This window comes from Shewanella sp. UCD-KL21 (assembly GCF_001957135.1).
Classification (GTDB): Bacteria; Pseudomonadota; Gammaproteobacteria; order Enterobacterales; family Shewanellaceae; genus Shewanella.
The window spans coordinates 170344-197336 of sequence record NZ_MPHK01000009.1 but is presented as its reverse complement, the minus strand read 5'-3'; the positions used below and the strand labels follow the sequence as shown (position 1 = coordinate 197336).

At 42.8% G+C, this 26993-nt stretch carries 20 protein-coding genes and 10 tRNA genes; 17 read left to right on the top strand and 13 right to left on the bottom strand.

Annotated features, from left to right (window positions below):
- Nucleotides 1-98 precede the first annotated feature (98 nt).
- From BM739_RS10655 to BM739_RS10640, 4 genes are all read right to left on the bottom strand, one after another.
- A tRNA-Val gene (locus tag BM739_RS10655) sits at nucleotides 99-174 on the bottom strand.
- 37 nt (nucleotides 175-211) lie between these two features.
- Nucleotides 212-287: transfer RNA gene (locus BM739_RS10650), tRNA-Val, on the bottom strand.
- Nucleotides 288-323: 36 nt separating this feature from the next.
- Nucleotides 324-399, bottom strand: a tRNA-Val gene (locus BM739_RS10645).
- Nucleotides 400-438: 39 nt separating this feature from the next.
- Nucleotides 439-514, bottom strand: a tRNA-Val gene (locus BM739_RS10640).
- Between the two features lie 420 nt (nucleotides 515-934).
- Between BM739_RS10640 and gltX the strand changes: the two genes are divergently transcribed.
- The 7 genes from gltX to BM739_RS10605 all read left to right on the top strand — a co-directional run bounded on the left by gltX (nucleotide 935) and on the right by BM739_RS10605 (nucleotide 3690).
- Nucleotides 935-2344, top strand: a complete 1410-nt coding sequence (gene gltX, locus BM739_RS10635) for a glutamate--tRNA ligase (protein ID WP_076540424.1) — start codon at nucleotides 935-937, stop codon at nucleotides 2342-2344.
- Nucleotides 2345-2449: 105 nt separating this feature from the next.
- Nucleotides 2450-2525 (top strand) — tRNA-Ala (locus BM739_RS10630).
- A gap of 84 nt (nucleotides 2526-2609) precedes the next feature.
- Nucleotides 2610-2685: transfer RNA gene (locus tag BM739_RS10625), tRNA-Glu, on the top strand.
- Nucleotides 2686-2792: 107 nt separating this feature from the next.
- A tRNA-Glu gene (locus BM739_RS10620) sits at nucleotides 2793-2868 on the top strand.
- Nucleotides 2869-3111: 243 nt separating this feature from the next.
- Nucleotides 3112-3187 (top strand) — tRNA-Glu (locus BM739_RS10615).
- A gap of 109 nt (nucleotides 3188-3296) precedes the next feature.
- Nucleotides 3297-3372: transfer RNA gene (locus BM739_RS10610), tRNA-Glu, on the top strand.
- Between the two features lie 242 nt (nucleotides 3373-3614).
- Nucleotides 3615-3690 (top strand) — tRNA-Glu (locus tag BM739_RS10605).
- 611 nt (nucleotides 3691-4301) lie between these two features.
- Here BM739_RS10605 and BM739_RS10600 read toward each other — a convergent pair.
- From BM739_RS10600 to tesB, 3 genes are all read right to left on the bottom strand, one after another.
- The gene (locus BM739_RS10600) at nucleotides 4302-5534 is read right to left on the bottom strand and encodes an MFS transporter (protein ID WP_076540449.1); all 1233 of its coding nucleotides are present in this window, start codon (nucleotides 5532-5534) and stop codon (nucleotides 4302-4304) included.
- A 160-nt stretch (nucleotides 5535-5694) separates the two neighbouring features.
- Entirely contained in the window at nucleotides 5695-6090 is a 396-nt protein-coding gene (locus BM739_RS10595; RefSeq protein WP_076540422.1) for a YbaY family lipoprotein, read from the bottom strand.
- A gap of 3 nt (nucleotides 6091-6093) precedes the next feature.
- Nucleotides 6094-6957 carry an acyl-CoA thioesterase II gene (gene tesB, locus BM739_RS10590; RefSeq protein ID WP_076540420.1) on the bottom strand — a complete coding sequence of 288 codons (864 nt, stop codon included), beginning with the start codon at nucleotides 6955-6957 and terminating at the stop codon, nucleotides 6094-6096.
- 234 nt (nucleotides 6958-7191) lie between these two features.
- Between tesB and BM739_RS10585 the strand changes: the two genes are divergently transcribed.
- Nucleotides 7192-8073, top strand: a complete 882-nt coding sequence (locus BM739_RS10585) for a 1,4-dihydroxy-2-naphthoate polyprenyltransferase (protein WP_076540418.1) — start codon at nucleotides 7192-7194, stop codon at nucleotides 8071-8073.
- 99 nt (nucleotides 8074-8172) lie between these two features.
- Here BM739_RS10585 and gndA read toward each other — a convergent pair whose 3' ends face one another.
- Entirely contained in the window at nucleotides 8173-9702 is a 1530-nt protein-coding gene (gndA, locus tag BM739_RS10580; RefSeq protein WP_076540416.1) for an NADP-dependent phosphogluconate dehydrogenase, read from the bottom strand.
- A 530-nt stretch (nucleotides 9703-10232) separates the two neighbouring features.
- Between gndA and BM739_RS10575 the strand changes: the two genes are divergently transcribed.
- On the top strand, nucleotides 10233-11231 hold the full coding sequence (locus BM739_RS10575) for a LysR family transcriptional regulator (RefSeq protein ID WP_076540414.1): 999 nt from the start codon (nucleotides 10233-10235) through the stop codon (nucleotides 11229-11231).
- 215 nt (nucleotides 11232-11446) lie between these two features.
- On the opposite strand, the gene BM739_RS10570 is transcribed toward BM739_RS10575, so the two are convergent.
- Both BM739_RS10570 and BM739_RS10565 read right to left on the bottom strand, forming a co-directional pair.
- The gene (locus tag BM739_RS10570) at nucleotides 11447-11923 is read right to left on the bottom strand and encodes a hypothetical protein (protein ID WP_076540412.1); all 477 of its coding nucleotides are present in this window, start codon (nucleotides 11921-11923) and stop codon (nucleotides 11447-11449) included.
- A gap of 372 nt (nucleotides 11924-12295) precedes the next feature.
- Nucleotides 12296-14215 (bottom strand): propionyl-CoA synthetase, encoded by a 1920-nt coding sequence (locus BM739_RS10565; RefSeq protein WP_076540410.1) that lies wholly within the window; start codon nucleotides 14213-14215, stop codon nucleotides 12296-12298.
- Nucleotides 14216-14643: 428 nt separating this feature from the next.
- Here BM739_RS10565 and BM739_RS10560 point away from each other — a divergent pair, with 428 nt between their 5' ends.
- The 8 genes from BM739_RS10560 to BM739_RS10525 all read left to right on the top strand — a co-directional run bounded on the left by BM739_RS10560 (nucleotide 14644) and on the right by BM739_RS10525 (nucleotide 23484).
- Nucleotides 14644-15042, top strand: coding sequence for a MerR family DNA-binding transcriptional regulator (locus BM739_RS10560; RefSeq protein ID WP_076540447.1), 399 nt, complete (start codon nucleotides 14644-14646; stop codon nucleotides 15040-15042).
- A gap of 127 nt (nucleotides 15043-15169) precedes the next feature.
- A complete protein-coding gene (locus BM739_RS10555) occupies nucleotides 15170-16339 on the top strand; it encodes an isovaleryl-CoA dehydrogenase (RefSeq protein ID WP_076540408.1) in 1170 nt (389 codons plus the stop codon).
- 212 nt (nucleotides 16340-16551) lie between these two features.
- Complete coding sequence (locus tag BM739_RS10550; RefSeq protein WP_076540405.1) at nucleotides 16552-18159, top strand: carboxyl transferase domain-containing protein; 1608 nt, start codon at nucleotides 16552-16554, stop codon at nucleotides 18157-18159.
- A 27-nt stretch (nucleotides 18160-18186) separates the two neighbouring features.
- Nucleotides 18187-19029 carry an enoyl-CoA hydratase-related protein gene (locus BM739_RS10545; protein ID WP_076540403.1) on the top strand — a complete coding sequence of 281 codons (843 nt, stop codon included), beginning with the start codon at nucleotides 18187-18189 and terminating at the stop codon, nucleotides 19027-19029.
- Nucleotides 19029-21074 (top strand): acetyl/propionyl/methylcrotonyl-CoA carboxylase subunit alpha, encoded by a 2046-nt coding sequence (locus tag BM739_RS10540; RefSeq protein WP_076540401.1) that lies wholly within the window; start codon nucleotides 19029-19031, stop codon nucleotides 21072-21074. The genes BM739_RS10545 and BM739_RS10540 overlap by 1 nt, the downstream gene beginning before the upstream one ends.
- Nucleotide 21075: 1 nt before the next feature.
- Entirely contained in the window at nucleotides 21076-21978 is a 903-nt protein-coding gene (locus tag BM739_RS10535) for a hydroxymethylglutaryl-CoA lyase (RefSeq protein ID WP_076540399.1), read from the top strand.
- A 124-nt stretch (nucleotides 21979-22102) separates the two neighbouring features.
- On the top strand, nucleotides 22103-22816 hold the full coding sequence (locus BM739_RS10530; protein WP_076540397.1) for a CoA transferase subunit A: 714 nt from the start codon (nucleotides 22103-22105) through the stop codon (nucleotides 22814-22816).
- 11 nt (nucleotides 22817-22827) lie between these two features.
- Entirely contained in the window at nucleotides 22828-23484 is a 657-nt protein-coding gene (locus tag BM739_RS10525; protein WP_076540395.1) for a 3-oxoacid CoA-transferase subunit B, read from the top strand.
- 403 nt (nucleotides 23485-23887) lie between these two features.
- Here BM739_RS10525 and BM739_RS10520 read toward each other — a convergent pair whose 3' ends face one another.
- The 3 genes from BM739_RS10520 to BM739_RS10510 form a co-directional block, all read right to left on the bottom strand.
- A complete protein-coding gene (locus tag BM739_RS10520) occupies nucleotides 23888-25060 on the bottom strand; it encodes a RelA/SpoT domain-containing protein (protein ID WP_076540393.1) in 1173 nt (390 codons plus the stop codon).
- A gap of 468 nt (nucleotides 25061-25528) precedes the next feature.
- The gene (locus tag BM739_RS10515; protein WP_076540391.1) at nucleotides 25529-25873 is read right to left on the bottom strand and encodes an FKBP-type peptidyl-prolyl cis-trans isomerase; all 345 of its coding nucleotides are present in this window, start codon (nucleotides 25871-25873) and stop codon (nucleotides 25529-25531) included.
- Nucleotides 25874-26446: 573 nt separating this feature from the next.
- Entirely contained in the window at nucleotides 26447-26758 is a 312-nt protein-coding gene (locus BM739_RS10510; RefSeq protein ID WP_076540389.1) for a cupin domain-containing protein, read from the bottom strand.
- Nucleotides 26759-26993 lie beyond the last annotated feature (235 nt).

The window sequence follows — 26993 nt, the reverse complement described above, 5'->3', positions numbered from 1 at the left end:
GGCTCGAACCAGTGACCCCCTCCTTGTAAGGGAGGTGCTCTCCCAGCTGAGCTAATCGACCTGGGGATTTATAATGTTTTAATTCTTTATAAGAAGAATGGTGGTCGATACTGGGCTCGAACCAGTGACCCCCTCCTTGTAAGGGAGGTGCTCTCCCAGCTGAGCTAATCGACCWGGGATTTTATAATGTTTTAATTCTTTATAAAAAGAATGGTGGTCGATACTGGGCTCGAACCAGTGACCCCCTCCTTGTAAGGGAGGTGCTCTCCCAGCTGAGCTAATCGACCTGGGATTTATAATGTTTTAATTCTTTATAAAAAGAATGGTGGTCGATACTGGGCTCGAACCAGTGACCCCCTCCTTGTAAGGGAGGTGCTCTCCCAGCTGAGCTAATCGACCAGGGATTTACACAATGATTTAATTCTTTATAAAAAAGAATGGTGGTCGATACTGGGCTCGAACCAGTGACCCCCTCCTTGTAAGGGAGGTGCTCTCCCAGCTGAGCTAATCGACCTCGCTGTGTGGGGCCGTATTATAGGGAGCAACGAAATACTGTCAACGACTTTTTGATTAAAAAAGTTCAGGCGCGTTAAAAACAGCCGTCTTGGTTGATTGTTAGACGCATTAGACCGCCTTTTGCTGGCATCAATCATAATTTGGTGAATAAATAACATCTCACTATTGATATGCACCTATTATATTCTTTCTGACTCCACCAATACCTGCTAGTTAGTAGACTACTATTAACCTTTATATTCAAACTTAAATTGATTGCGCAATATTAGATGGCGTTGACTATAGTGAATGCCTGATCCACAGGAATGAAAATAACAAGTGTGGAACTCGCATAATGTGGTGGTTTGGGTATAGAATATCGACCACTTTATTATATCTGTCTTTATATAGACGTTTTTGAATAGGTTAGTGTCCCATTATGACAACTAAGACGCGTTTTGCCCCAAGCCCAACAGGCTTTTTACATGTCGGTGGTGCTCGTACAGCACTATATTCTTGGCTACATGCTAAAGCAAACCATGGTGAGTTTGTTTTACGTGTAGAAGATACAGATATTGAACGTTCAACACCTGAAGCTTGCGCTGCGATCTTAGAAGGTATGGAATGGTTAGGCCTAACTTGGGATGAAGGTCCTTATTACCAAACCAAGCGTTTTGATCGTTACAACGAAATCATTGCTCAAATGTTAGAACAAGGCAGTGCATATAAGTGCTACTGTTCTCGTGAACGTATTGAAACAATGCGTGAAGAACAAGCTGCAAATGGTGAAGCTCAAAAATATGATGGCCATTGTCGTGACTTAGCGCCACGTGAAACTGACGAGCCGTTTGTTATTCGTTTCAAAAACCCTACAGAAGGTAGTGTGGTATTTGATGATCACGTTCGTGGTCGCATCGAATTTGCTAACGATACTTTAGATGACTTAATCATAGCCCGTACTGAAGGTACGCCAACTTATAACTTCTGTGTCGTTGTTGATGATTGGGACATGGGGATCACTTGTGTTGTACGTGGTGAAGATCACATCAATAACACCCCTCGCCAAATTAATATTTTAAAAGCATTAGGTGCACCGGTTCCTGAATATGCGCACGTATCGATGATTTTAGGCGACGATGGCGCTAAATTATCAAAACGTCATGGCGCAGTTGGTGTAATGCAATACCGTGATGATGGCTATTTACCTGAAGCCCTATTGAACTACTTAGTTCGTTTAGGTTGGTCACATGGCGATCAAGAAGTTTTCTCCATTGATGAAATGATTTCATTATTTAAATTAGATGACATCAACAAAGCAGCGTCAGCATTCAATACTGACAAACTAAATTGGTTAAACCAGCATTACATTAAAGAGTCGGCACCAGAATATGTTGCAGGCCACCTTCAATGGCATATGGATGACCAAAAAATTGATACCACAAACGGCCCAGCTTTAACTGAAGTTGTCACAGCACTTGCAGAAAGAGCGAAAACCTTAAAAGAGTTAGCTGCATCTAGTCGCTACTTCTATGAAGACTTCGACGCTTTTGATGAAAATGCAGCGAAAAAGCACTTACGTGGTGTTGCAATGGAACCACTTAAGTTAATCCAACAAAAAATTTCTGCTCTATCTGACTGGTCTGTTGAAGCAATTCATCAAGCAATTGAAGACACCGCAGCAGAACTTGAAGTAGGAATGGGTAAAGTGGGAATGCCTTTACGTGTCGCTGTTACAGGCGCCGGAATGTCACCTGCTGTAGATTTAACCTTATTTCTCATTGGAAAGGCTCGTTGCGAACAAAGAATATCCAAAGCGATTGAATTTGTAGCAGCTAGAATAAATTCTTAAAAAACGAGTTGACACTTTTGGGCAGGCTGCATAGAATGCGCCCCGTACTTGAGACACGATGTGATTATTTATCGCAGCATGTCCAAATGCAATTTGTAAAGTTGAGGGGCTATAGCTCAGCTGGGAGAGCGCTTCGCTGGCAGCGAAGAGGTCCACGGTTCGATCCCGTGTAGCTCCACCAATTTTACAACAATTAAAGCGTTAAGTTTTAGCCTACAGAACTTAATGAGYATTCACTCTTTGGTAGAGTATAACGCCAGTCCGGGTCCCCTTCGTCTAGAGGCCTAGGACACCGCCCTTTCACGGCGGTAACAGGGGTTCGAATCCCCTAGGGGATACCACAACTTTAAAATTATTGAGTTATTTCGATAATTTAAAACAAGCGTTAAGTTTTAGCCTACAGAGCTTAATGAGTTATTCACTCTTTGCAGAGTCTAATGCAGTCCGGGTCCCCTTCGTCTAGAGGCCTAGGACACCGCCCTTTCACGGCGGTAACAGGGGTTCGAATCCCCTAGGGGATACCACTATTTTAAAATTRTTGAKTTATTTCGATAATTTAAAACAAGCGTTAAGTTTTAGCCTACAGAACTTAATGAGTTATTCACTCTTTGCAGAGTCTAATGCAGTCCGGGTACCCTCCGATTAAAGAAGAGAGCGCCTAGGACACCGCGCTGTTTTTATTAAGAGCACGGTGATTTCACTTTAATAGCCTTCTAAAGTGTTACTTATAGGTCTTCGTTATATTAGAAGTAAAACAATATGTCCGGGTCCCCTTCGTCTAGAGGCCTAGGACACCGCCCTTTCACGGCGGTAACAGGGGTTCGAATCCCCTAGGGGATACCACWATTTTAAAATTATTGATTTATTTCGATAATTTAAAACAAGCGTTAAGTTTTAGCCTACAGAACTTAATGAGTTATTCACTCTTTGGTAGAGTATAACGCCAGTCCGGGTCCCCTTCGTCTAGAGGCCTAGGACACCGCCCTTTCACGGCGGTAACAGGGGTTCGAATCCCCTAGGGGATACCACWAYTTTAAAATTATTGATTTATTTCGATAATTTAAAACAAGCGTTAAGTTTTAGCCTACAGAACTTAATGAGTATTCACTCTTTGCAGAGTCTAATGCAGTCCGGGTCCCCTTCGATTAAAGAAGAGAGAGCCTAGGACACCGCGCTGTTTTTATTAAGAGCACGGCGGTTTCACTTTAACAGCCTTCTAAAGTGTTACTTATAGGTCTTCGTTATATTAGAAGTAAAACAATATGTCCGGGTCCCCTTCGTCTAGAGGCCTAGGACACCGCCCTTTCACGGCGGTAACAGGGGTTCGAGTCCCCTAGGGGATACCACCTTCTTTTTTCGAAAAGAACATAAACCACTTAAATGTGGTTTTTTTGTGCCTAAAATTGGGCGCGTTGGTAGCGTTTTTAAAAAGCTCCAATGACTAGTATAAGTAAATATCCCAAAAGAACTCATCGCTAATATCTCATCGATATCTGTAAACTCATTCAAAAAGATCTTATCCATCATATATCCTATTACGGATATACTCGATCACATCAATTACAGCAACCAAGCCAAAACACTATAAAAACCTCCAATTGATAACTTCAAATCCGCCTTAGTAACCTTTCTAACTAGAACGAATCAAGCCAATACCTCAACGTCAACTTCAACGTCAGAATCCAATCAATAAATTTAAATATTCCACAACTAAATGGCTTTCTCCTTTCTTTATGATTAAGCCAATCACATAAATGCGCGCCCATACTAAGCATGGCTCACTCACAACCTGCTATTCAATTGATCAATTAGTGGCTTTATTAAATTCATAAACTAAATTGCTATTCAACTCTGTGCTTATCAATTCTTATTTAACCTTAATTTTGACACAAAAAAAGAAGCCATTAAGGCTTCTTTTATAAACAATGACGAAATTATTTTCCCAAGAGAACTGACATTATACTGCTGCTTTACTTAGGCTTTGATAATGCGACAACCTGAATATGGCCAGCGACAGTAATACTAGTAAGCCAACTGACCCCACAACAACACCTTGCCATTCAGCTTGAACCCAAAACATCATCAAGTAAGGTCCTCCAAGAGCTGCGCCGAGATAATAACTGCAAAGGTATAGTGATGTTGCTTTAGCCCTGTGAGAGGACGCTCTGATGGCCACAAATGAGTTACAACAGCTATGGGTTAAAAAGAATCCACTTGCTGTTAATAAAAAGCCTATAACGATAGCAAATAAATTATCAACCAAGGTCAGTAAAGTACCCAAGAACATCACCACTAATGCGGCGCGATATAAAAATTGCACCCCAAATTTAACCACCCACTTTGCAGATAAATAGGAAGTGAAAGTGCCACTGAGATAGCATAAGAAAATTAATGTCGCACCGAAACGACTAAACCCATACGGCTCAGCCATAAGATGTAATTGAATAAAACTAAACTGGTTTACCATCATCATAAACGCTATGCCACCAATGACATACACTAAGCGCATTTGATGATCCGTTAAGTGATAAACAAAGCCACCAATATCTTGTTTTATCTTCAAAAAGGTACTTTGCTTATCTAATTGTGGGGCATTTTTTGGCTCACAGCGAGGTAATAGGTAAGTCACCAATGCGATCCCCGTTAAGGTCACCAAAAAATTCACCATCATTGCTGACTGCCAATCAAAGTATTGTGACAATAATCCACCCATTAGGCGTCCGCCAATACCACCAAGACTATTAGACATAATGTAAATGCCTGCAGCTTTTAGCATAAAACTGGCTGGCAGTTGCTCTTTAAAATAAGCCATAGCAATAGCTGGTACGGCAGCTAATAATATCCCTTGCAGTAACCTCACCATCAACAGCGAATCAAAATCTTGGACAAAAATCAGTAAGATATTAGAAGCTGCTAGTAACCACATACTCACCATGATCGGCATTAACCGCCCGACTCTATCGGAAATAACCGCATACATCAGTAATGAAAAGGCCAGTGAAAAACTGGTAAAAGATAGAATCAATGTAGCTCTAGCACCTGAAACCTCAAAGTGTTCAGCAATAGAAGGTAGCATTCCTTGCATGGCATATAAGTTTATATAAACCACGACAGATGCTAAGCACAAAGCCCAAATTAAGCGGATTTCAGATTTTGACCGACAGGTGTTAATCCCTGTAGATGCAGACAATTCAGGCACAACACAAGCCTTAATTAAAAATGATGGTGAAATTGATTATTGCGCGATAACAAACTTAAGCAATGACGGAAATATTAAGATGTGACTTATGCCCTAAAATGGTTTTTAGGGCATCATATTCAAAGATTGAGTGAGTAAAACCTAACGCAAACTAATGAGGGACTTTTTTCATCACAACTTCAGTAGTGAACTTGTCGTTGTGGATGACTTGAAACTTTTCATAGGTTTGAAAAATCACCTGTTCATTGTAAGTAATCATTGCCACCACCCCATAATCCACCGCATCATCAATACCTTCAGCCGGTAAAGTAAACTTAAAAGGTACTGGCGCTCTGGCAATATCAAAGGTCTTTTGTGAAATGATTGAACCAGGGGTATTAAAGTCAATAATGGCAATATTGATTTTACAGCCTTGAGGCAAGGCTATTTTTTCTAAGTAGCCCGCATAGCCATTAATAACCACAGGCGGCTCTGGCTGAACGGTGACACAAGCACTTAGCATTAATGTTAATAACGAAAATATCGCCATTTTAAATGAAAATTTCATAAATTATCCTTTTGTCATTCTAAGTAGACCTTCTTGGGTTGCTGATGCAACTAAACGGCCTTGTTGATCAAAAAACTGTCCCTTTACAAAACCGCGACCACCGCTAGCATTACTGCTTTCAACACTGTAAAGCAACCAATCAGAAAAGTTAAACGGTCTATGGAACCACATCGCATGGTCAATAGTCGCCATCCTGACGCCAGGCGTTAAAAATGAAACCCCATGAGGCTGAGCTGCGGTGACTAAAAAATTAAAATCAGAGGCATAAGCCAATAAATATTCTTGAACATTATGATCCGTTGGGATTTTACCACTGGCGCGCATCCAGATATAACGTTTGGGCTCAGTGGAATCTGGCGCGATGGGGTGCGAAGGGTTCACTAAACGCATCTCAATGGGTGAGTCTGTCATAAACTTTTCAAGTATTCTTGCTGGGATCTTATCTCGCATACTCACAGCCAGCTCTTGCTGATTAAGTAAGCCTTCAGGTCCCGGCACATTAGGCATTTCAGCTTGATGTTCAAAACCTTCCTCAGGTGTTTGAAAAGAACAGGTCATAGTAAAAATTGGCCTCCCCTTCTGAATCGCTTTTACGCGTCTTGCACTGAAACTACCGCCATCACGCATAATTTCAACATCATAGACAATCGGTAACTTTTCATCACCGGCACGTAAAAAGTAAGAATGTAATGAGTGCACATGGCGATCTTCACTGACGGTTTGCTTAGCAGCGCTCAATGCTTGTCCCATCACCTGGCCGCCAAAAACATGACCAAAACCTAAGTCTTGGCTTTGACCGCGAAACAGCCCTAATTCAATTCGCTCTAGAGACAACAAAGACAAAAGGTTATTTAATACTTGGCTCATAATATTCCTAGCAGATTATTTACTTATCACTAATATCATAGGTTAACTTAATAACCTTGGTTACTGGAAAATTTAATCGTAAATTGAGTCACATATAAAATTAAATCAACCTAGAAGAAAAAATAGCATAACTTTTTCATCATTTGCGCGATCATAACCCCGTACAAAATCTCAAAAAATTGCTATGCTATTAGTCCATTCTAATTTAAATCAACACCCCGAAGCCTTAATTATATGCAATCTTGGATTTTAGCTATTAGACCACGTACTTTACCGGCTGCGATTGGTCCATTATTAATTGGTAATATTTTAGCACTACATTTAGAACTGTTTAGTTTTACAATTGCTTGTATCTCGATGCTGTGCGCTATTTTATTGCAAATAGCCGTAAACCTAGCCAACGATTATTTTGACTACAAAAACGGTATTGATACCGATGAGCGCGTTGGTCCAGTTCGAGTTACCCAAAGTGGCATGATATCCCCCACCAGTGTTCGAAATGCGATGATCTTATGTCTTGTATTAGCACTTATCGTCGGCTCAGTACTTATTGTTCATGGCGGCTGGCCTATTGCGATCTTAGCAGTAGCCTCCTTGCTAGGCGCGGTCTGTTACAGCGGCGGCCCGTACCCATTAGCTTCTCACGGTTTAGGTGAAGTCGCCGCATTTGTCTTTTTTGGCCTAGTAGCCGTAGTAGGCAGTTATTACTTACAGGCTGGGGAAACCAGTATCAGCGCTTGGTTACTTGGCAGCGCCATTGGTATGTTCAATGCCGCGATTATGCTCGTTAATAACACCCGTGATATCCAAACTGATACTAAAGCCGGCAAAAATACCTTAGCGGTTCGTATCGGCCAAGCTCAGGCAAGAGTGCTTTATCAAGCGTTAGTTTATTTACCCTTTGGGCTCATCATTGGCGGTTTTCTGATGGGCTACCTTGCAGGTTTACCGGTTTTACTCGCTGGGCTTTCCATCGTTTATGCCCGTCAGTTAAGTGGCGAGTTCAGTAACACCAGTGGTGAAGCGCTCAATCCAATTCTAGGCCGAACCGCAAAACTCACGATGATTTTTAGCTTGTTATTTAGCATAGGTTTAGTGTTTAGCTTGCCGCAATAATAAATATCACCAATAAAAAGGGCTGCTACTAAATCCTAAGTTTAGTAGCAGCCCTTTTTTATCGATTGATTCACAATAAGCCTAAAGCTTTTTTAGCAGCTAAACTTTAGCTAAGCTGCGCTCTTTAGCACTCCAATCTAAATGATACTTCTCACCAGCTGGCTTATCAGTTCGCTCAAAGGTATGAGCACCGAAGAAGTCGCGCTGACCTTGAAGTAAGTTAGCTGGCAGAGTTTCACAGCGGTAACTATCATAATAAGCAATCGCTGAGCTAATGCATGGAGCCGGCGTGCCTTGCATCACTGATGCAGCAACCGTCTTACGCCAATTCATTTGTTTAGCTGATAAATTCGTACTGAAAGTGTCAGCCAATAATAAATTCGCCAGATCTGCATTGTCTTGGTAAGCCTTGGTAATTTCTTGCAAGAAAGTGGCGCGGATAATACAGCCAGCACGCCAAATTTTGGCGATTTCAGCAAAATCTAAGGTCCAGTTTTGCTCTTTCGCAGCCATTGCCATCAGCTGGAACCCTTGTGCATAGCAGCACACCTTGGCGCAATATAGTGCATCTTCTAAGTTAGCAATAAACTCAGCTTTTTCTGCATCAGAAAGGCTTACAGCCGCTGGGCCTTTAAGTTTGCTGTTAAGCTGTACTCGTAAATCTTTTTGAGTACTTACCGCGCGGGCATAAACCGCTTCTGCAATGGTTGGCGCTGGACAGCCAATTTGTAAACTGCTTACCGCAGTCCAAAGGCCTGTGCCTTTTTGACCCGCTTTATCAAGGATCATTTCAACTAATGGCTTATCTGTTAGTGGATCGTCTTGCTGCAATACTTCTGCACTGATCCCCATCAGGTAGCTATTTAAGCTGCCATTGTTCCAGCCATTGAAAATGTCACCAATGTCATAAGCACTCATGCCTAGACCGTCATGAAGCAATTGATATGCTTCACAAATTAACTGCATGTCAGCATATTCAATGCCGTTATGTACCATTTTCACATAGTGACCAGAACCGGCAGGGCCAATATAAGTCGTACAAGGTTCACCTTCAGTAACAGGATTTCCCGGTTCAAAACGTTCAATGGGTAAGCCTGTTGCAGGGTCAACTTTAGCAGCAATAGCATTCCACACAGGTGCAACATACTGCCATGCAGCTTTATCGCCACTGGGCATTAAAGAAGGGCCGAATCGAGCACCGACTTCACCGCCAGAGACTGCTGAGCTAAAGAAAACAAACTGACCTTTATAACGTGCTTCACGTTCTACAGTATCAGTCCATAGGCTATTACCGGTATCAACGACAATGTCATCAGACTCAATGCCCGCTGCAATTAATGATTTACACACACCATCAACCGGTCCACCAGCAGGAACTGACAGCACAATAACACGTGGTTTAGTTAGAGATGACAGCATTTCGGTAAGATTATTACAAGCCAGCATTCGGGGGGCTGAATTGGCTTTTCTTTCCGCTTGTTCTTGGTTAATGGCTGAATTGACTTTGTCTGTATCTAAATCAAATGCAGCAACACTATAGCCATTATCAACGATATTTAATGCGAGATTCTTGCCCATAACACCAAGGCCAATAACGCCGATGTCTGAACTGAATGGTAGGGTATTCATTTATTATTTTCCAAAGGTCGCAGAGATTAATCGCGTATAGCGAATCCATTTGGACGGTGATTATACTGATTTGTGTAACTAAATTACAGTCATAATACGTGCATACACTTTTGCCAAAAGCGGCATATAAGATCACTCACAAGGCTCTGAAATAAATTATTCATATAAGACAACACCTTAATCTAGATTTTAACTTAAGATAAGCAAATGAAACTTGGTTTATCCGATTAAAAGTTATTTTGCGTTTCCTTTTTCTGGCATTAAAAACACATATTAATGATTAAGCCTGCTCAATTAACCAGCAACCCAAGCTGATATAGGTAAAATTCACTTTCGCTAAATCCACCAGTTGTAGCAACTAAGCTAATGATTTAAAATTAGATTTTTAAATTTATCCTGCCAATTAACACTTCTTGAATAAATTCCACTAAAAAATGTGATTAGGTTAATAAATACTACAATTAACCCGAAACCTATACCCCTAAATTGGTATATTTCAAAAAATTCACATCAGCTACGGAAACTAATCAATGATTAACGCGACCACTCAAGACAAGCTTCAGAATCTTGATTACATGACATTATTGGTATTTTTAAGGCTATATGAATTTAAAAGTGGCAAGCTCACGGCAGAAGCTTTTCATGTGCCACAATCAAAGATAAGCCGCTGTTTATCACGCTTGCGAGATGCATTTGATGACCCCTTATTTGTCAAAAAGGTAGCCGGTCTTGAAATTAGCGATAAAGCACAACGGCTCTACCCCATCATTAAAAAAATCGAGATAAACCACCTCGACTTAGCCCAAGAAATTGATAAAAGTAGCGACAAACTTGATAACGAAGTGGTGATCCACGCTCCATCGGGCTTCACCAATGGCTTACTCAGAAATCCCTATCAGTGCAGTTGTATGAACGCCTGTGTGAAATCAGCGGTACTGCAAGACAATGGTCCCAATGATGAAGAAATGCTGCTAAATAGCCAATGTGATGTGGTGATAAGTTGCCAAGCATCTAGCCATGTAGGGATTCAAAATCAGAAAATATGTGAAGTGCGAGATACCTTCATTGTCGCAAGAGATGATCACCCCATTTGGAATGAGATATACAAACCTATTCTTGATAGAGTGTTGAACTACCCGGTTATTTTGACCGAAGTGTTACACTTTAATAGTGACATTGAAGCCACCCCACTTAAACAGTTTGCCGATAGCCGTAAACGCGAGCTCGACGTTGCAGCCAAAACCAATAATCTTAATGAAATTAGTGATTTTCTCATTGACACTGATGCCATCACGTTAGTGGTATCACAAGGCGCGGTTGATCACTTAACTCAAAATGAAGCAATTAGGGCGCAAATTATACCGAAAACAGAGCGCGCCGAACTGATGCGTAATAAGTCTAATATGAATCTGTATATGCAAACCCGAAAATCAGAGCGCAAGCTATCTGATTGCGTGAAACATAAAATTGCACAACTGGTTACTCAGGGCGCTAATGGCAGCGATGAAGCCTGTCAATTTGAAAAATAAACACCTGCTACATAAGCCGGGCAATACTTACAACATTAAGATGAGCAAAAAACGCAAAGGCTATTACTGAGTTTAATAAATAATTTGATGCCGTTTTATCAAAAATAATAACTACAACGTTTTTCAGTAAACTTATTCATAAAAAAGCAGACTATTTGATTAAAAGTAGTCTGCTTTTTTTGTATCTATCTTTAAGGCCTTATCAGCTTGTTACTTCACTTAATCTCAGTAATGTTAATACTGCCTTTACCGTAGGTTGGGTGGCCTTTTCTCTGCTCTGCGGGTAAGCGATTGATACAATAATTGATATAAAAAATATTGAGGAGCAAGGTCAGTACTTTACTCATTTTATAGTCAAAACTAAAATTCACTTGAGCATAATCTTGTAGCGCAGCTCTTGCTCTAAAGGCCCAAAAAACATACAAAAATAAGGCGAATACTAATAATAGGCTGCCGAGGCCAGATAATAATGCCCAATCGCTGTGACACAGAGCGCCGCCTAAACCAAAGCTCACTGCAATACTGATAATAAAGCTATCGTCAGCAGTGCGAATTGAAGTCACCTTATCCATTTTAGGGTACTTAGCAAACAGCCAAATGATGGGGAAAATGCCACCACTAAACAGGGTTAACCAAAATAATCTACTGGTCTTGGTATTGATTTTTTCTGGCAGTTCTTTAATGTTCGTCATGATTACAATACTCGATATTTTTCTTGATGGATCGATAGTTCACTTGGATTTAACTCTTGATTAAGCTTTGGCTTAACTGTTGTTTTAGCAGCAGGTTTTTAACATTTTACTTAACCTGCACAACCAAAATCATTATAGCGGCTAGTGCGCGGTTAATTCACTATATAGCAGCGGATATCAACGATTAACCTCAACTAAATTAAATTTTAGTTGTTTTTCGCCGTACAGTTCATTGCGACAACCAGTTAATCTGCTAATTAAATGTGCAAAAAAGCACCAAAGCATATTCAAAAACCAAAAAAGCGAGCTGGTATGCTCGCTTCTGGCTAACGGTATGCTTGCTTCTAAGCAATAAATAACCCTAATGCAGCATTACACTGTTAGCTCTTTCGCCAGCGCATCGGCATAGCCCATCTTAGTTAATGCCGTGCGAATAATATCTAGCGTCATCGGATCTTCAATAGTGGCTGGCATAGTATATTCATTATTGTCAGCAATTTTACGCATGGTGGCGCGCAAGATTTTACCCGAGCGGGTTTTAGGCAATTTTTGCACCGCGCTGACTAATCGAAAAGACGCCACTGGGCCAATTTCATGTCTCACCAATGCCAGCAACTCTTGATATAAAACTTCATCTGATAACTCGACGCCATTTTTAAGCACCACTAATCCTAACGGCACCTGACCTTTGAGTTTATCTTGCACCCCAATAACCGCCGCTTCTGCAACCGCTGAATGTTGGCACAATACCTCTTCAAAGCGCCCGGTAGATAATCGATGCCCAGCAACATTAATAATGTCGTCAATACGACTCATAATATACAGATAACCATCTTCATCAATGTAGCCCGCATCACCCGTTAAGTAATAACCTTGATACATGGATAAATAGCTCTCCACATAGCGTTTATCGTTGTTCCATAAGGTGGTTAAGTTACCCGGTGGCAACGGAAGTTTAATCACCACATTTCCACTTTCATTGGCGCTAACTTGCTCGCCCATGGCATCAAGTACTTCGACCTGATAACCGGGCACAGGTCTTGCTGGCGATCCCGCTTTAATCTCGATAGGATCTGTCCCCATCAAATTCGCCGCAACTGGCCAACCGGTTTCAGTTTGCCACCAGTGATCGATAACTGGTTTTGCCAATTTATCTTGGGCCCAATTGAGCGTGTCGGGATCGCAGCGCTCACCCGCAAGAAACACTTGCCCTAAACACGATAATTCAACACCTTTAACTAATGCTCCGTCAGGATCTTCGCGTTTAATGGCTCGAATGGCCGTCGGCGCAGTAAAAAAGCTTTTCACATTATATTGTTCGATGATCCGCCAAAAAGCTCCTGCATCAGGGGTGCCAATGGGTTTACCTTCATACATCAATGTCGTTGCGCCAACCAATAATGGCCCATAAACAATATAAGAGTGACCAACAACCCAGCCCACATCTGATGCAGCCCAAAACACATCACCGGCGCCGATATTATATATGTGCTCCATAGACCAGATTAGCGCCACCCCATGGCCACCATTATCTCTCACCACGCCTTTGGGTTGGCCTGTTGTACCTGAGGTATAAAGCACATACAGCGGATGGGTCGCTTCAACGGCGACGCAATCCACTGACGATGCCTGACTCACAGCACTTTGCCAGTCAACGTCCCTTGGGCTTTGTAAGTCTGCAGTATATTGAGGTCGATTGAGAATAACGCAATGGTCAACTTGGTGAGACGCTTGAGCTAAGGCATCATCTAATAGCGGTTTGTACTTCACCACCCCTGATGGCTCAATACCACAAGATGCCGATAAAATAAGTTTCGGTTTAGCATCATTAATACGGGTGGCTAATTCATTGGCAGCAAAGCCGCCAAATACCACTGAATGAATGGCGCCTATGCGGGCACAGGCCAGCATGGCATAGGCGGTTTCTGGCACCATCGGCATATAAATGACCACTCTATCGCCCTTTTCAATGCCAATGGATTGCATGTAACCGGCTAACCGGCTCACTTGGGATAGTAATTCCTGATAACTAATACTGTACTGATTTTGGGTGACAGGACTTATGTATTCAATGGCAATGCGATCACCGTGGCCAGCCAGCACATGACGGTCAACAGCGTTATAGCAGGTATTCATTTCGCCACCAGCAAACCATTGATAAAATGGCGCATTAGCCTCATCTAACACGCTATCAAACGGCTTATCCCAGGTAATGGCCTTGGCAGCCTTTCCCCAAAATCCTTGTTTATCCTGTAAAGATTCTTGATGCATTTCAATCCCTAAACCAGCCATAAGCTACTCCCCACTGAACAATTTACCTCTCACGCTGAGTCATACCTTTAAATAACTTATCGTGAGTAATATTGAATTAGCTTCATTATGGCGTGGTTAAAAAAGTTTCCCCATTAGACCAAGGGATATAGAAATCTCGGCAACAACAGTTAAATAAAAACTTCAGTGTTATGATGCTAACGTAATGATAATTATAAATTAGCACTAAAACTTATCATTAATTATCAACCTAATTAATGGCGCCTTTGCTACAATATCAAATTCACTATGCTGCCACTGCGCCATCCTTTCGCGCGGTAATCCCTCGCCCTTGGCAAGCTGTATTTACATTGTTTTTTAACAAAAACAGCCTTGGCAACTGGCGACAAACTTTACCTTTACGTAAACTTCATATATCTTGCATCAAAAGACGTACTTTTGGTGAAACGATGAGCGCAAATTTAAACCCACAATCCACTTATTCAATTAGTGATTTATCAAAGGAATTTGATATCACCACACGTAGTATTCGGTTTTACGAAGACCAAGGCTTAATAAAACCGAAACGCCGCGGGCAAACACGTATCTATAGTTTAAAAGATCGTGTGCGCTTAAAACTGATATTACGAGGTAAACGCTTAGGTTTTTCGTTAGCGGAAACCCGTCGTTTGTTTGAGCTTTACGATGCAGATAAAAGCAGTACTTCTCAACTACAAACAATGCTCGATTTAGTAGAAGAGAAAAAAGCCTCTTTGCAGCAGCAAATGGACGATATCAAAGTGGTACTTATGGAACTGAACTCTGCTGAGCAGCAATGTAAGTCAGCCCTAGAGGACAGTGTTAAATAGCGACTCATCATCGACAGCAAAAGATCCGTTTAACTGAATAATAACAGCAACAATATAAAAATTATAAGCCTAAGGAACAACATAGTTTCACGGCACAGATAGCTAATATTCAACAGGACACAAGACAATGACATCACTCTACACAAGCCTTAATTTCGGCCTGGGCGAAGACGTGGACATGCTTCGCGATGCCGTACATGATTTTGCCAGCAACGAGATTGCGCCCATTGCGGCGCAGGTCGATCAAGACAATGCTTTTCCTAACCATATGTGGCCAGTTCTAGGAGAGATGGGACTCCTAGGCGTCACCGTGCCTGAAGAATATGGCGGCGCGAATATGGGCTACCTTGCCCATGTCGTCGCCATGGAAGAAATCTCCCGCGCCTCTGCCTCTATTGGCTTAAGCTACGGTGCCCACTCAAACCTTTGCGTCAATCAAATTAATCGTAATGGTAGCGCTGAGCAAAAAGCCAAGTACTTACCAAAATTAGTTAGTGGTGAACATATCGGCGCACTGGCTATGAGTGAACCTAATGCAGGTTCTGATGTGGTATCAATGAAGTTAAGCGCCCGTAAACAAGGCGACCATTACATTCTTAATGGCAATAAAATGTGGATCACCAATGGTCCTGATGCTGACACCTTAGTGATTTATGCCAAAACCGATGCAGATAAAGGCCCACATGGCATCACTGCCTTTATTGTTGAAAAGACCTTTAAAGGCTTCAGCACCGCACAAAAGCTCGATAAATTAGGCATGCGCGGATCCAATACCTGTGAATTGGTATTTGAAAATTGTGAGGTCCCTGAAGAAAATATCTTAGGCGGGCTTAACAATGGCGTAAAAGTACTGATGAGCGGCCTTGATTATGAGCGCGTGGTGTTATCAGGTGGGCCGTTAGGCATCATGAATGCCTGTATGGATATTGTCATGCCTTATATTCACGAGCGGGAACAGTTTGGTAAATCCATTGGTCAATTCCAATTAGTCCAAGGCAAGCTTGCCGATATGTACACCTGCATGAACGCTGCTAAATCTTACATCTATAACGTGGCCAAATCTTGTGACCGCGGCGAAACCACACGTAAAGATGCTGCTGGCGCAATTTTATATAGCGCCGAGCTAGCCACTAAAATGTCACTGGATGCGATTCAGTTATTAGGTGGCAATGGTTACGTCAATGAATATGCCACAGGGCGTTTATTACGTGATGCCAAGTTATATGAAATTGGAGCGGGAACCTCAGAAATTCGCCGTATGTTGATTGGACGTGAACTGTTTAATGAATCCAAATAGCTGTTAAATTTGGATAGCTAATCCAAATAGCTGTATATCAAAAAACAGCTGTATATCAAGCTAGTTAGCAGCACACTAAAAATACAATCAACACCAAACTATTCAAAAGTTAACGTCAATAGCAAAGTGTTTAGTGCGTAGCGTGGTTGAGGCACTCCCCCTTTAGTCTCAGCCATGCTAACGCCTCACTTGACTCATTAAGGATATGAATTGTGACGCAATTGAGCAGCCGTATTAACGCCCGTAGTGACGAGTTTAAAGCCAAGCATGATGACATGGTGGCATTAGTTGATGATCTAAAAATCAAACTCGCCCAAATTGAGCAAGGTGGTGGCCCTGTCGCCCTTGAGCGCCATCTGTCACGAGGCAAATTACTGCCCCGTCATCGAGTTGAAAAACTGCTCGACCCCGGCTCACCCTTTTTAGAAATATCCCAATTCGCCGCCTATGAAGTTTATGACGAAGCTGTGCCCGCAGCCGGTGTGATCGCCGGTATTGGCCGTGTAAGCGGTGTTGAATGCATGATCATTGCCAATGATGCCACCGTTAAAGGCGGCACTTACTACCCTATTACAGTGAAAAAGCATTTACGGGCCCAAGACATTGCTAGTCGCTGTCATTTACCTTGTATCTACCTGGTGGATTCTGGTGGAGCTAACCTACCAAGACAAGATGAAGTGTTTCCCGATCGCGATCATTTCGGACGTATTTTTTACAACCAAGCGCAAATGTCAGCTAAAGGTATTCCGCAAGTGGCTGTGGTCATGGGCTTATGTACTGCAGGTGGTGCCTATGTTCCCGCCATGGCAGATGAATCGATTATCGTTAAAGAGCAAGGCACTATCTTTTTAGCCGGCCCACCATTAGTGAAAGCCGCGACCGGCGAAGAAGTAACCGCCGAAGAGCTAGGCGGCGCTGAAGTTCATACTAAAATTTCCGGCGTTGCCGATCATTTAGCCCAAAATGATGACCACGCATTAGAGCTTGCCCGTAAAGCCATTTCACGCCTCAATCATCAAAAACAAATTGCAGCCCAGCTAAGTCCATCAAAGCCACCGAAATTCGATATCAGTGAATTGTACGGCATTGTCGGCACCGACCTTAAAAAGCCCTTTGATGTAAAAGAAGTCATCGCCCGGGTTGTTGATGATTCAGATTTTGACGAATTTAAAGCCAATTACGGTACCACGCTAGTTTGCGGCTTTGCCCGCATTCATGGCTACCCTGTCGGCATTGTCGCTAACAATGGCATTTTATTTTCTGAATCAGCCCAAAAAGGCGCTCACTTTATTGAGTTATGTTGCCAACGCAAAATCCCCTTACTGTTCCTGCAAAATATTACCGGCTTTATGGTGGGTAAAAAGTACGAACACGAAGGCATTGCTAAACACGGCGCTAAAATGGTCACCGCAGTATCATGTGCCAATGTGCCAAAGTTTACTGTGATTATTGGTGGCAGCTATGGCGCGGGTAATTACGGTATGTGTGGCCGCGCATTTGAACCCACTATGATGTGGATGTGGCCTAATGCCCGTATCTCAGTTATGGGCGGCGAGCAAGCAGCGGGTGTGTTAGCTACTGTGCGCCGTGACGGCTTAGCCCGCAAAGGCCAAGACTGGTCAGATGCAGACGAACAAGCCTTTAGAAAACCCATTGTTGCGCAGTATGACAAAGAAGGTCACCCCTACCATGCCAGTGCGCGCCTGTGGGATGACGGTATTATCGATCCAGCGCAAACCCGTGATGTGGTGGGTTTAGCCTTATCGGCGGCATTAAATGCGCCTATTGAAGACACCAAATTTGGTGTATTTCGCATGTAATTGCGGCTTAACAATAGGAGCAAGTTAATGACTCAAATAACTCATACTCAAGCTTATCAGTACATTCAATGCCAATTAAACCAAGGCGTGGCCGAGCTGATTTTAAACCGGGTTGAAAAACACAATGCTTTTGACGAAGTGATGATTAATGAAATGATCACTGCCATAGAATCATTCGCCAGCAATGACAGCTGCAACATGCTAATTGTGCGCGCTAATGGCAAAAACTTCAGTGCTGGCGCCGACCTTAACTGGATGCGCAAGCAGGCAAAAATGGACTTTGCCCAAAACCTAAATGATGCCAATGAGCTAGCAAAGCTGATGCATGTACTGGATAAATTCCCCAAACCCACCATTGCCTTAGTCAATGGCGCAGCTTTTGGCGGCGCATTAGGGTTAATTTGCTGCTGCGATATTGCCATTGCCAATGAGCGCGCAAGTTTTTGCCTCAGCGAAGTCAAACTAGGTTTAATCCCTGCGGTTATCAGCCCTTATGTGGTGCGAGCCATGGGCAACCGCCAAGCTCGCCGCTATATGCTCAGCGCCGAGCGATTCAGTGCCACTGTAGCCTTAACCCATCAAATTATTCATGAAGTTAATGATGATTTAGACGCGGCAGCCCAGCCGTTTATCGAGGCCTTTAACGCTAACAGCCCCCAAGGCATGGCATGGGTTAAAACCTTAGTGTCCCATCTTGAAGATGGCGTGATAAATGACGCCACCCTTGCCCATACTAGCGAGCAAATTGCCCGCATACGTGTATCAGACGAAGGCCAAGAAGGCCTCAATGCATTCTTTGACAAACGTTCACCATCTTGGCGTGCTCAATCGACTAAAAGCACTAAGACTGATGCACAAGGAGCCCAATAATGTTTACTAAGATTTTAATTGCCAATCGTGGTGAAATTGCCTGTCGCATCATCAACACCGCCCGCGCCATGGGCGTTCGTACTGTGGCGCTTTATTCTGATGCCGATAAAGATGCCCGCCATGTCACCATGGCCGATGAATCTTTCCACATTGGTGGCAGCGCCCCAGCTGATTCATACCTAAAAGCTGATTTGATCATTGAAATTGCGAAAAAGTCGGCCGCAGAAGCGATTCACCCAGGTTATGGTTTCTTGTCTGAAAACGCTGACTTTGCTCGCAACTGTGAGCAAAACGGCATTGTATTTATCGGCCCAGGCAGTGATGCCATTGATGCTATGGGCAGTAAAAGCGCCGCCAAAATGATTATGGGCGCAGCCAATGTGCCATTAGTGCCCGGCTATCATGGTGATGACCAATCAGATGAAACCCTACTGGCTGAAACCAAAAAAGTCGGCTACCCCATGCTGATCAAAGCAGCTTATGGTGGCGGTGGTAAAGGCATGCGTATTGTCGAAAACCAAGCTGACGTGCTGGCAGCAATTAACTCCGCTCGCCGAGAAGCGGCATCATCGTTTGGTAATGACAAATTATTAATGGAGCGCTACTTACGCCAGCCACGTCATGTGGAGCTACAAGTGTTTGCCGATACTTTCGGTAATACCATCTATTTATCTGATCGAGATTGCTCCATCCAGCGTCGCCATCAAAAAGTGGTCGAAGAAGCGCCAGCACCTGGGCTGTCTGATGCGCTGCGCAAACAAATGGGTGAAGCCGCGGTAGCCGCAGCGAAAGCCATTGATTATGTGGGCGCAGGCACGGTTGAGTTTCTATTAGATACTGATGGCAGTTTCTACTTCATGGAAATGAACACCCGCCTGCAAGTTGAGCACCCAGTAACAGAAATGGTCACCGGACAAGACTTGGTAAAATGGCAGTTAATGGTAGCCAGTGGCAGTGAGCTGCCCCTGACCCAAGCGGAAGTGCGTATTCATGGCCACGCCTTTGAAGCCCGTATTTATGCTGAAGATCCCCGCAATGAATTTTTACCCGCTTCAGGCAAGTTAACCTTCTTGCGCGAGCCGGATCAAAACCGTCATGTACGCATTGATTCAGGCATTCGCGAAAATGATGTCATTAGTAACTTTTACGACCCAATGATTTCAAAACTGATTGTGTGGGACGAATCTCGCCCCCGCGCACTGCAGCGCTTAACACACGCATTAAGCTCGTATCAAATCAGCGGCCTTAAACACAATATCGAGTTCCTCGCTAATATTGCTGAGCATAAAGCCTTTGCCGACGCCGATTTTTGTACCGACTTTATCGAGCGCTACTCCGACAGTTTAATTGGCGATGTTACCGATGAGTCAGACAACGCACTGGCATTAGCAGGGCTTTATCAAGTGTTAGCTCGTCAGCAAGCGGCAAAATCAACCGCTACCAACAGCCACGATCCTTACTCACCGTGGGGGCAAGTTAGCGGCTTTAGACTCAATAGCGCCAGTGTGCACCATGTTGCCCTACTCAGTGACAGCAGTGACGAGCAGCAATTACACAATCTTGTTATTACCGATTTAGGCGATGCACTGCATCTTAACCTCAACGGCCAAGCTTTAACCCTTGCAGGCACTATTAACGATGACATGCTGCTGGCTGAAATTAACGGTCATAAAAGCAAAATCCCCGTCAGCCATCAAGGTGATGACTTTACTCTGTTCTTACCGAGCGGCAGCTATCACTTTAAAGCGATATTAGCCCAAATAGCTGAAGACACCATTGATAGCGCCGACAAATTAAAAGCGCCAATGAACGGCACTGTGGTGACCCACTTAGTGGAAGTGGGTGATAGCGTCAAAGAAGGCCAAGGTTTACTTGTTATGGAAGCCATGAAAATGGAATACACCATTGAAGCGCCCTTTGATGGCGTGGTGAGTGAATTTTACTTTCAAAGTGGCGAACTCGTCACCGATGGTGCCCAGCTGCTAAATGTCGAGCCAAGTACACTTGATGTAAAAGCGCCTGAATCTGCTGACTCGGAGGCATAAAATGTTAGCCAGCAATCTCCCGACTCAGGTCAGTATTTTTGAAGTTGGTGCCCGTGACGGACTGCAAAATGAAACCACGGTGTCCATTGAAAACAAAATTACTCTTATTGAGCAATTAGCTGCTGCCGGTGTTAATCGTATTGAAGCGGCCAGCTTTGTGTCACCGAAATGGGTGCCACAAATGGCCGATTCAGGGAATATTTTACGACAAATCAAGCGTCAACAAGGGGTAGTTTACTCAGCCCTCACCCCAAATTTAAAAGGGCTGGAACTTGCCCTTGACGCTGGCGCAGATGAAGTGGCCATTTTTGGCGCCGCATCTGAAAGCTTCAGCCAACGTAATATTAACTGCTCGATTGACGAGTCAATCGCGCGCTTTGAGCCAGTCATGGCGCTCGCTAAAGAGCGACACATTAAAGTGCGCGGTTATGTTTCCTGTGTGCTGGGCTGTCCCTATGAAGGCGAGATTAACATCACTGAAGTGGCCCGCGTGTCTGAAATACTTTACAAAATGGGCTGTTACGAGATCTCCCTCGGAGACACCATTGGTGTTGGCACACCACTAAAAGCCCGTAAGATGGTAGAAGCGGTGGCCAATTTAGTCCCAGTTGAACAACTGGCGCTACACTTTCATGACACCTACGGCCAAGCACTCGCCAACATTCAAGCCTGTTTAGAAACTGGCGTTAGCGTGATTGACTCATCGGTAGCAGGCCTTGGCGGCTGCCCTTATGCCAAAGGCGCATCGGGTAATCTCGCCACTGAAGATTTAGTTTATATGCTCCATGGCATGGGCATTGAAACTGGCATAGATTTACAAAAACTTGCCCGAGCAGGCAATCAAATTAGCCAAGTATTGGGCCGCACCACAGGTTCAAAAGTCGCCCAAGCGCTAACAGTATAGGCCAATATTTAAAGCCAGTGTTTAAAGCCTGTTTTAAAAAACAGTTTAAACACTAGCTAAGCTCCAAATAGCACACATTAAAACGATATAAATTTGCGAACCGCAAACTGAAAAGGACAAGATTATGGCAGGACTCAATAAAGTCGTACACAGCTACCAAGAAGCCTTAGCTGGCCTCAGTAATGACATGACCATCATGGTCGGTGGCTTTGGCCTGTGTGGTATCCCTGAAGGCCTGATTAATCATATGGTGACCACAGGTGTAACAGGGCTTACCGCAATTTCAAACAACGCTGGGGTTGATGATTTTGGTTTAGGCTTATTGTTAAAGCAGCGCCAAATTGCCACCATGATCGCCTCCTATGTCGGTGAAAACGCCACCTTTGAACAGCAAATGTTGTCTGGTGAATTGAACGTCATATTAACTCCACAAGGCACCTTAGCGGAAAAAATCCGCGCTGGCGGCGCTGGCATCCCTGCATTTTTCACCGCCACAGGTTACGGCACCCCCATTGCTGAGGGTAAAGAAACCCGTGAAATTAACGGCCGTCATTATGTGCTTGAAGAGTCACTAACCGCAGACTTTGCTTTAGTACGCGCGTGGAAAGCTGACACCATGGGTAACTTAATCTTTCGTAAAACAGCGGCCAACTTTAATCCAATGATGGCCACTGCAGGCAAAATTACCGTAGTTGAAGCAGAAGAGATTGTTCAGCCGGGCGAGCTAGACCCAAACCATATCCATACCCCTGGTATTTATGTTGACCGCGTGATTCAAGCAAGCTTTGAAAAACGTATCGAGCAGCGCACCGTTAAAATTTCAGACAGCAAAGCATAAGGAGCAAGAACATGGCTTTATCAAGAGAACAACTTGCTCAACGTGTAGCACAAGAAATGCAAGACGGCTTTTACGTAAACCTTGGTATTGGTATTCCAACCTTGGTGGCCAATTACATTCCTGCAGGCATGAATGTGATGCTGCAATCTGAAAACGGCTTATTAGGCATGGGCGAGTTCCCAACCGAAGACACCATTGATGCCGACCTGATTAACGCTGGCAAGCAAACCGTCACCGCTGTAGATGGCGCATCATTTTTCTCATCGGCAGAAAGCTTTGCCATGATCCGTGGCGGCCATGTGGATTTAACCGTACTAGGCGCGTTTGAAGTCGATGTAAACGGTTCAATCGCCTCATGGATGATCCCAGGTAAGTTGATTAAAGGCATGGGCGGCGCCATGGATTTAGTCGCAGGCGCTGACAATATTATTGTCACCATGATGCATGCCGACAAAAAAGGGAACTCTAAGTTACTGCCTTTGTGTGAGCTGCCATTAACCGGTTATGGCTGCATTAAACGCGTGATGACAGATTTAGCCTTTATGGAAATCAAAGACGGCGCATTCCACTTGTTAGAACGTGCACCGGGCGTGAGTGTTGAAGAGATTCAATCTAAGACTGCAGGTAAGTTGGTCGTGCCAGAGCATGTGCCAGAAATGGTGTTTTAACTTTTAGCCAAAGTTAATGTGTTGGCCTTATTAAAATCAAAAGCGGACTCATTGAAGTTCGCTTTTTTGTTTGTGATTGGTGGTTAACAATTCAATTGTCTAATAGTTTAAGAGATTTCAAACTGTATTTGGATAGATTGAGATTTAAAATCAAAGTCGTGGTGCTTCGCCCACACCAGACGAAAGGGAAACAACAGCATTTCCCTTTTCGATATCCCTTGCCGCTCCAACGAAGTTATTCTGAAAAGCGAATAAGCTGCGGCCTTATTCGAAAATAACTAACGCTTCCGATGGGGCGTCCCTTCCCCCCGAAAGCTAGCCAGACATCCATGTCTGGACTTACGCTATTTTCTTCAACGTCCACAGCAACTTCGAATGGAGGCTGTTGAACTTATTAGATGTTTTATAAATCTGATAGATTTGCGTTATCAAAAAGACGTTTCAAAAAGTTTCGCTTAAATAAGCTCTCTGCTTCTGTAATTAACTTTAAATGTTCAGCAAATTTGGTCGAGTCCGCAAAAAAGTTAGGGTATGCTTCTTTAATACCGCCAACCGCATTAGCGTATACCAAAGCGACGATTAAATTTGGATTATCAGCGGTAATTTTCTCACTTTCAGAATATACATTCTGAGCCTCTTCAGCATTACTTTGTTCAAACATTGTATAAGCCAAAGACTTATCGAATATATTGATCTCTAATAATACATACCCATTACTTGCTATTGCCGATATTTCTTCATCCATAACTTTTAAAGAGTTAGCAAATGCTTTTAACTTATCAACTACTTTTAACTTTCTAGAACACTCACAAATCTCCAAAACTGAACGTGATGAGTTTTTATCTTTAAGTAATTTGGATACATATTGAATCTGCTTATCTTTTTCAGATAATTTCTCAAAAAAAGTAATACCATCCATTATTGCGAATTGATCGCTTACATTTATAAAAAAATCACTCCAGAGCTGCTGCCCTTGATTAGTCTTTAAAGATTGCTTTGTAAATAAATCTATTATTTCTAGAGCCGTTGCCCAGTAATGTTGAATTCGTGTTCTTAATTGAATTTCGATTTTTTTATCTATTCCGTTAGCATCTGGAAACCTTCCAATCATATGCAAGCTTCTGTAACCGTCTAGTTTTGGTTTTTTAATGTAGTCTTTGACTCTAAAGCCATCATCCCATCGAAGTTCTGGCATTTTTTTCATTATTCTAGAAACTTGGGTGACTTTCTTACTATTACTTAAAACAACTCTACAACCACCAATGTCTTGCATATTTTTCAAGCTCATTTTTGGAAATCGTTTTAGCTTTAAATAAATTGATGGAAATCTTTTTAATCTTTTAGCAAAAATGGCTGTATTATCAATATCTTTTATATCATTTTCGATTTTATTTAAAGCATTCTCTAACGGCTTTTCAAAACTGTAACGCCAATAAGACAAAACCGTAAAAGCTTCATTTAACCTAGCCTGATTTTGAGGTAAATAAGTATCTTCATCAATTAAACACTCTCCAGCCCTTAAGACTTGTTTTCCTGAAGGTGGAACGAACTCTTTATCTTCTTGCTTATCAACCATTAAATACCCAACTATTAATAACAGAATCTACATAATAACAACTTAAAACATACGGTAAAATGAGATCTGAATAAACTTATTCGAAAAAACTCCATTTTCACCTGCTGAATCAATAATCTCCGTTGGAAGTTGCTGAGGGCGTTGAAGACTCTTTATTGGAAGAATCGCGTGAGTCCAGACATGGATGTCTGGCTAGCTTTCGTTTGGCCATGGATGGCCTATCGAAAGCGTCAGCTATTTTCGAATAAGACCGAAGGTGACAACTTCGCCGGAGCGGCATGGGTGATCCAAGAGGGGGATTGCTGTTGTTTCCCCTCTTGCTCGGGTGTGGGTGGATAACCCACGACATTGATTTAATGTGGCGAAACGCCACGACTGTAGCAACTGTCAGGTTGTAATCAAATCAAAGTAAACTAATCCAATCACTACAATGCTGATGATTAATATCAGCAGTTAAACGTGCTGATATTAATCATCACGGGTTAGCACTTCTAATAATTCAATTTCAAAGAATAAATCAGAATTAGGCGGGATTTTATCGCCAATTTGGCGCTCGCCGTAACCAAGATGAGCAGGGACTGACAGTTGGCGTGTTCCGCCTACCTTCATTGGATTGTCGCCAATAATACCTTGATACCAACCTTGAATAACCCGTTTAGCGGTGATCACCACTTGAAATGCTTCTGAGCTATCAAATACGCTGCCATCAGCTAATTTACCGGTATATTTACAGGTGATTAGTGCACCTTTTTCTGCGGCTTTGCCTTCACCAACCGTGATGTCGGTAATATTAAGTTCTGCAAGGGAGGTCATAGGAATACCTTTTCTATAAAAATAATGCAGATATGATAACAGCAAATGGGCATTATTCTGATGCTAAAAACAAATAAGTGTGGTCTGAGTAAACTTATTCGAAAGACTCCTATTTATCTTGCCGATTCAAAGTTCTCCGTTGGAAGTGTCCGAATGCGTTAAGTGAATTGACGTGATGGAGGCAGGTCATTCTCGTGCATCCATGCACTCCATGACATTCAGACTTCCTGCCTATCGACGCCGACATAGCCTTTTGTTGAGCCATGGTCGCTCTTTGACATCCATGTCACCGCGACATTCGTATAGCCATATACGTCAGATACGAATCTAAGGCGTTAGTGAATTCGCTTAATTAAGCATGAGGATCAACACTTCACCGGCGCAGTAAGGGATGGTTCTTAGAAAAAGTAGGAGGAAAATGCTGTTGTTTCCCTTTCGTCGGGTGTGGGTGAAAAACCCACGACTTTGACTTAATGTGGCGAAGCGCCACGACTTTGATTTGTAGTTAAACGCCACGATCTGAAAAGTAAGCTTACTATACTAACAAGCCATCTTATCGTTTTGACTTAAACCCTACTCAGCCTTAAACCAAAACTCAATTTCATCGGTTTCGACCTCAAAACGGGCTGCATGCTCTACAAAAGCAGGCACATGGTACCAATCACCGGTTTTGACATGGGTAACATCACCATTCATGGTTAATATCAATTCACCGCGGGTGATAACCCCATGATTATCAGTATCATGCGTATGAGCTGGGATCACAGTGCCTGCAGGATATGATGCAAATAACACATCACTGCCTTTAGCCTCTAATTTGTAAGCATCAAATCTACCATCATATAAAGGTAAGCTTTTAATTTTACTTGGGTATTCACCAGCCATATAACCTCCTCCTTGAATTAAAATACGATAATCACTAGCCAAATAATGTGTTTACTTGATCAAATAAAACCAATAACCAATCAAACCATATTCATTGTATAAGAAGTGTTCACAATGAAAATAACTTCAAAATTAATCAGTCAAAAGGTTGAGTACTTAAACGCGAAGAACAATAAAAAATACAGCAAAAAACTGTCACAAAAAGGTAATACTATTATATTCCCAATTCAGCTAA

Coding starts and splice junctions, on each gene's coding strand:
- gltX (WP_076540424.1), top strand. CDS start 935: ATGACAACTAAGACGCGTTTTGCCCCAAGCCCAACAGGCTTTTTACAT.
- BM739_RS10595 (WP_076540422.1), bottom strand. CDS start 6,090: ATGAAATTTTCATTTAAAATGGCGATATTTTCGTTATTAACATTAATG.
- tesB (WP_076540420.1), bottom strand. CDS start 6,957: ATGAGCCAAGTATTAAATAACCTTTTGTCTTTGTTGTCTCTAGAGCGA.
- BM739_RS10585 (WP_076540418.1), top strand. CDS start 7,192: ATGCAATCTTGGATTTTAGCTATTAGACCACGTACTTTACCGGCTGCG.
- gndA (WP_076540416.1), bottom strand. CDS start 9,702: ATGAATACCCTACCATTCAGTTCAGACATCGGCGTTATTGGCCTTGGT.
- BM739_RS10575 (WP_076540414.1), top strand. CDS start 10,233: ATGATTAACGCGACCACTCAAGACAAGCTTCAGAATCTTGATTACATG.
- BM739_RS10570 (WP_076540412.1), bottom strand. CDS start 11,923: ATGACGAACATTAAAGAACTGCCAGAAAAAATCAATACCAAGACCAGT.
- BM739_RS10565 (WP_076540410.1), bottom strand. CDS start 14,215: ATGGCTGGTTTAGGGATTGAAATGCATCAAGAATCTTTACAGGATAAA.
- BM739_RS10560 (WP_076540447.1), top strand. CDS start 14,644: ATGAGCGCAAATTTAAACCCACAATCCACTTATTCAATTAGTGATTTA.
- BM739_RS10555 (WP_076540408.1), top strand. CDS start 15,170: ATGACATCACTCTACACAAGCCTTAATTTCGGCCTGGGCGAAGACGTG.
- BM739_RS10545 (WP_076540403.1), top strand. CDS start 18,187: ATGACTCAAATAACTCATACTCAAGCTTATCAGTACATTCAATGCCAA.
- BM739_RS10540 (WP_076540401.1), top strand. CDS start 19,029: ATGTTTACTAAGATTTTAATTGCCAATCGTGGTGAAATTGCCTGTCGC.
- BM739_RS10535 (WP_076540399.1), top strand. CDS start 21,076: ATGTTAGCCAGCAATCTCCCGACTCAGGTCAGTATTTTTGAAGTTGGT.
- BM739_RS10530 (WP_076540397.1), top strand. CDS start 22,103: ATGGCAGGACTCAATAAAGTCGTACACAGCTACCAAGAAGCCTTAGCT.
- BM739_RS10525 (WP_076540395.1), top strand. CDS start 22,828: ATGGCTTTATCAAGAGAACAACTTGCTCAACGTGTAGCACAAGAAATG.
- BM739_RS10520 (WP_076540393.1), bottom strand. CDS start 25,060: ATGGTTGATAAGCAAGAAGATAAAGAGTTCGTTCCACCTTCAGGAAAA.
- BM739_RS10515 (WP_076540391.1), bottom strand. CDS start 25,873: ATGACCTCCCTTGCAGAACTTAATATTACCGACATCACGGTTGGTGAA.
- BM739_RS10510 (WP_076540389.1), bottom strand. CDS start 26,758: ATGGCTGGTGAATACCCAAGTAAAATTAAAAGCTTACCTTTATATGAT.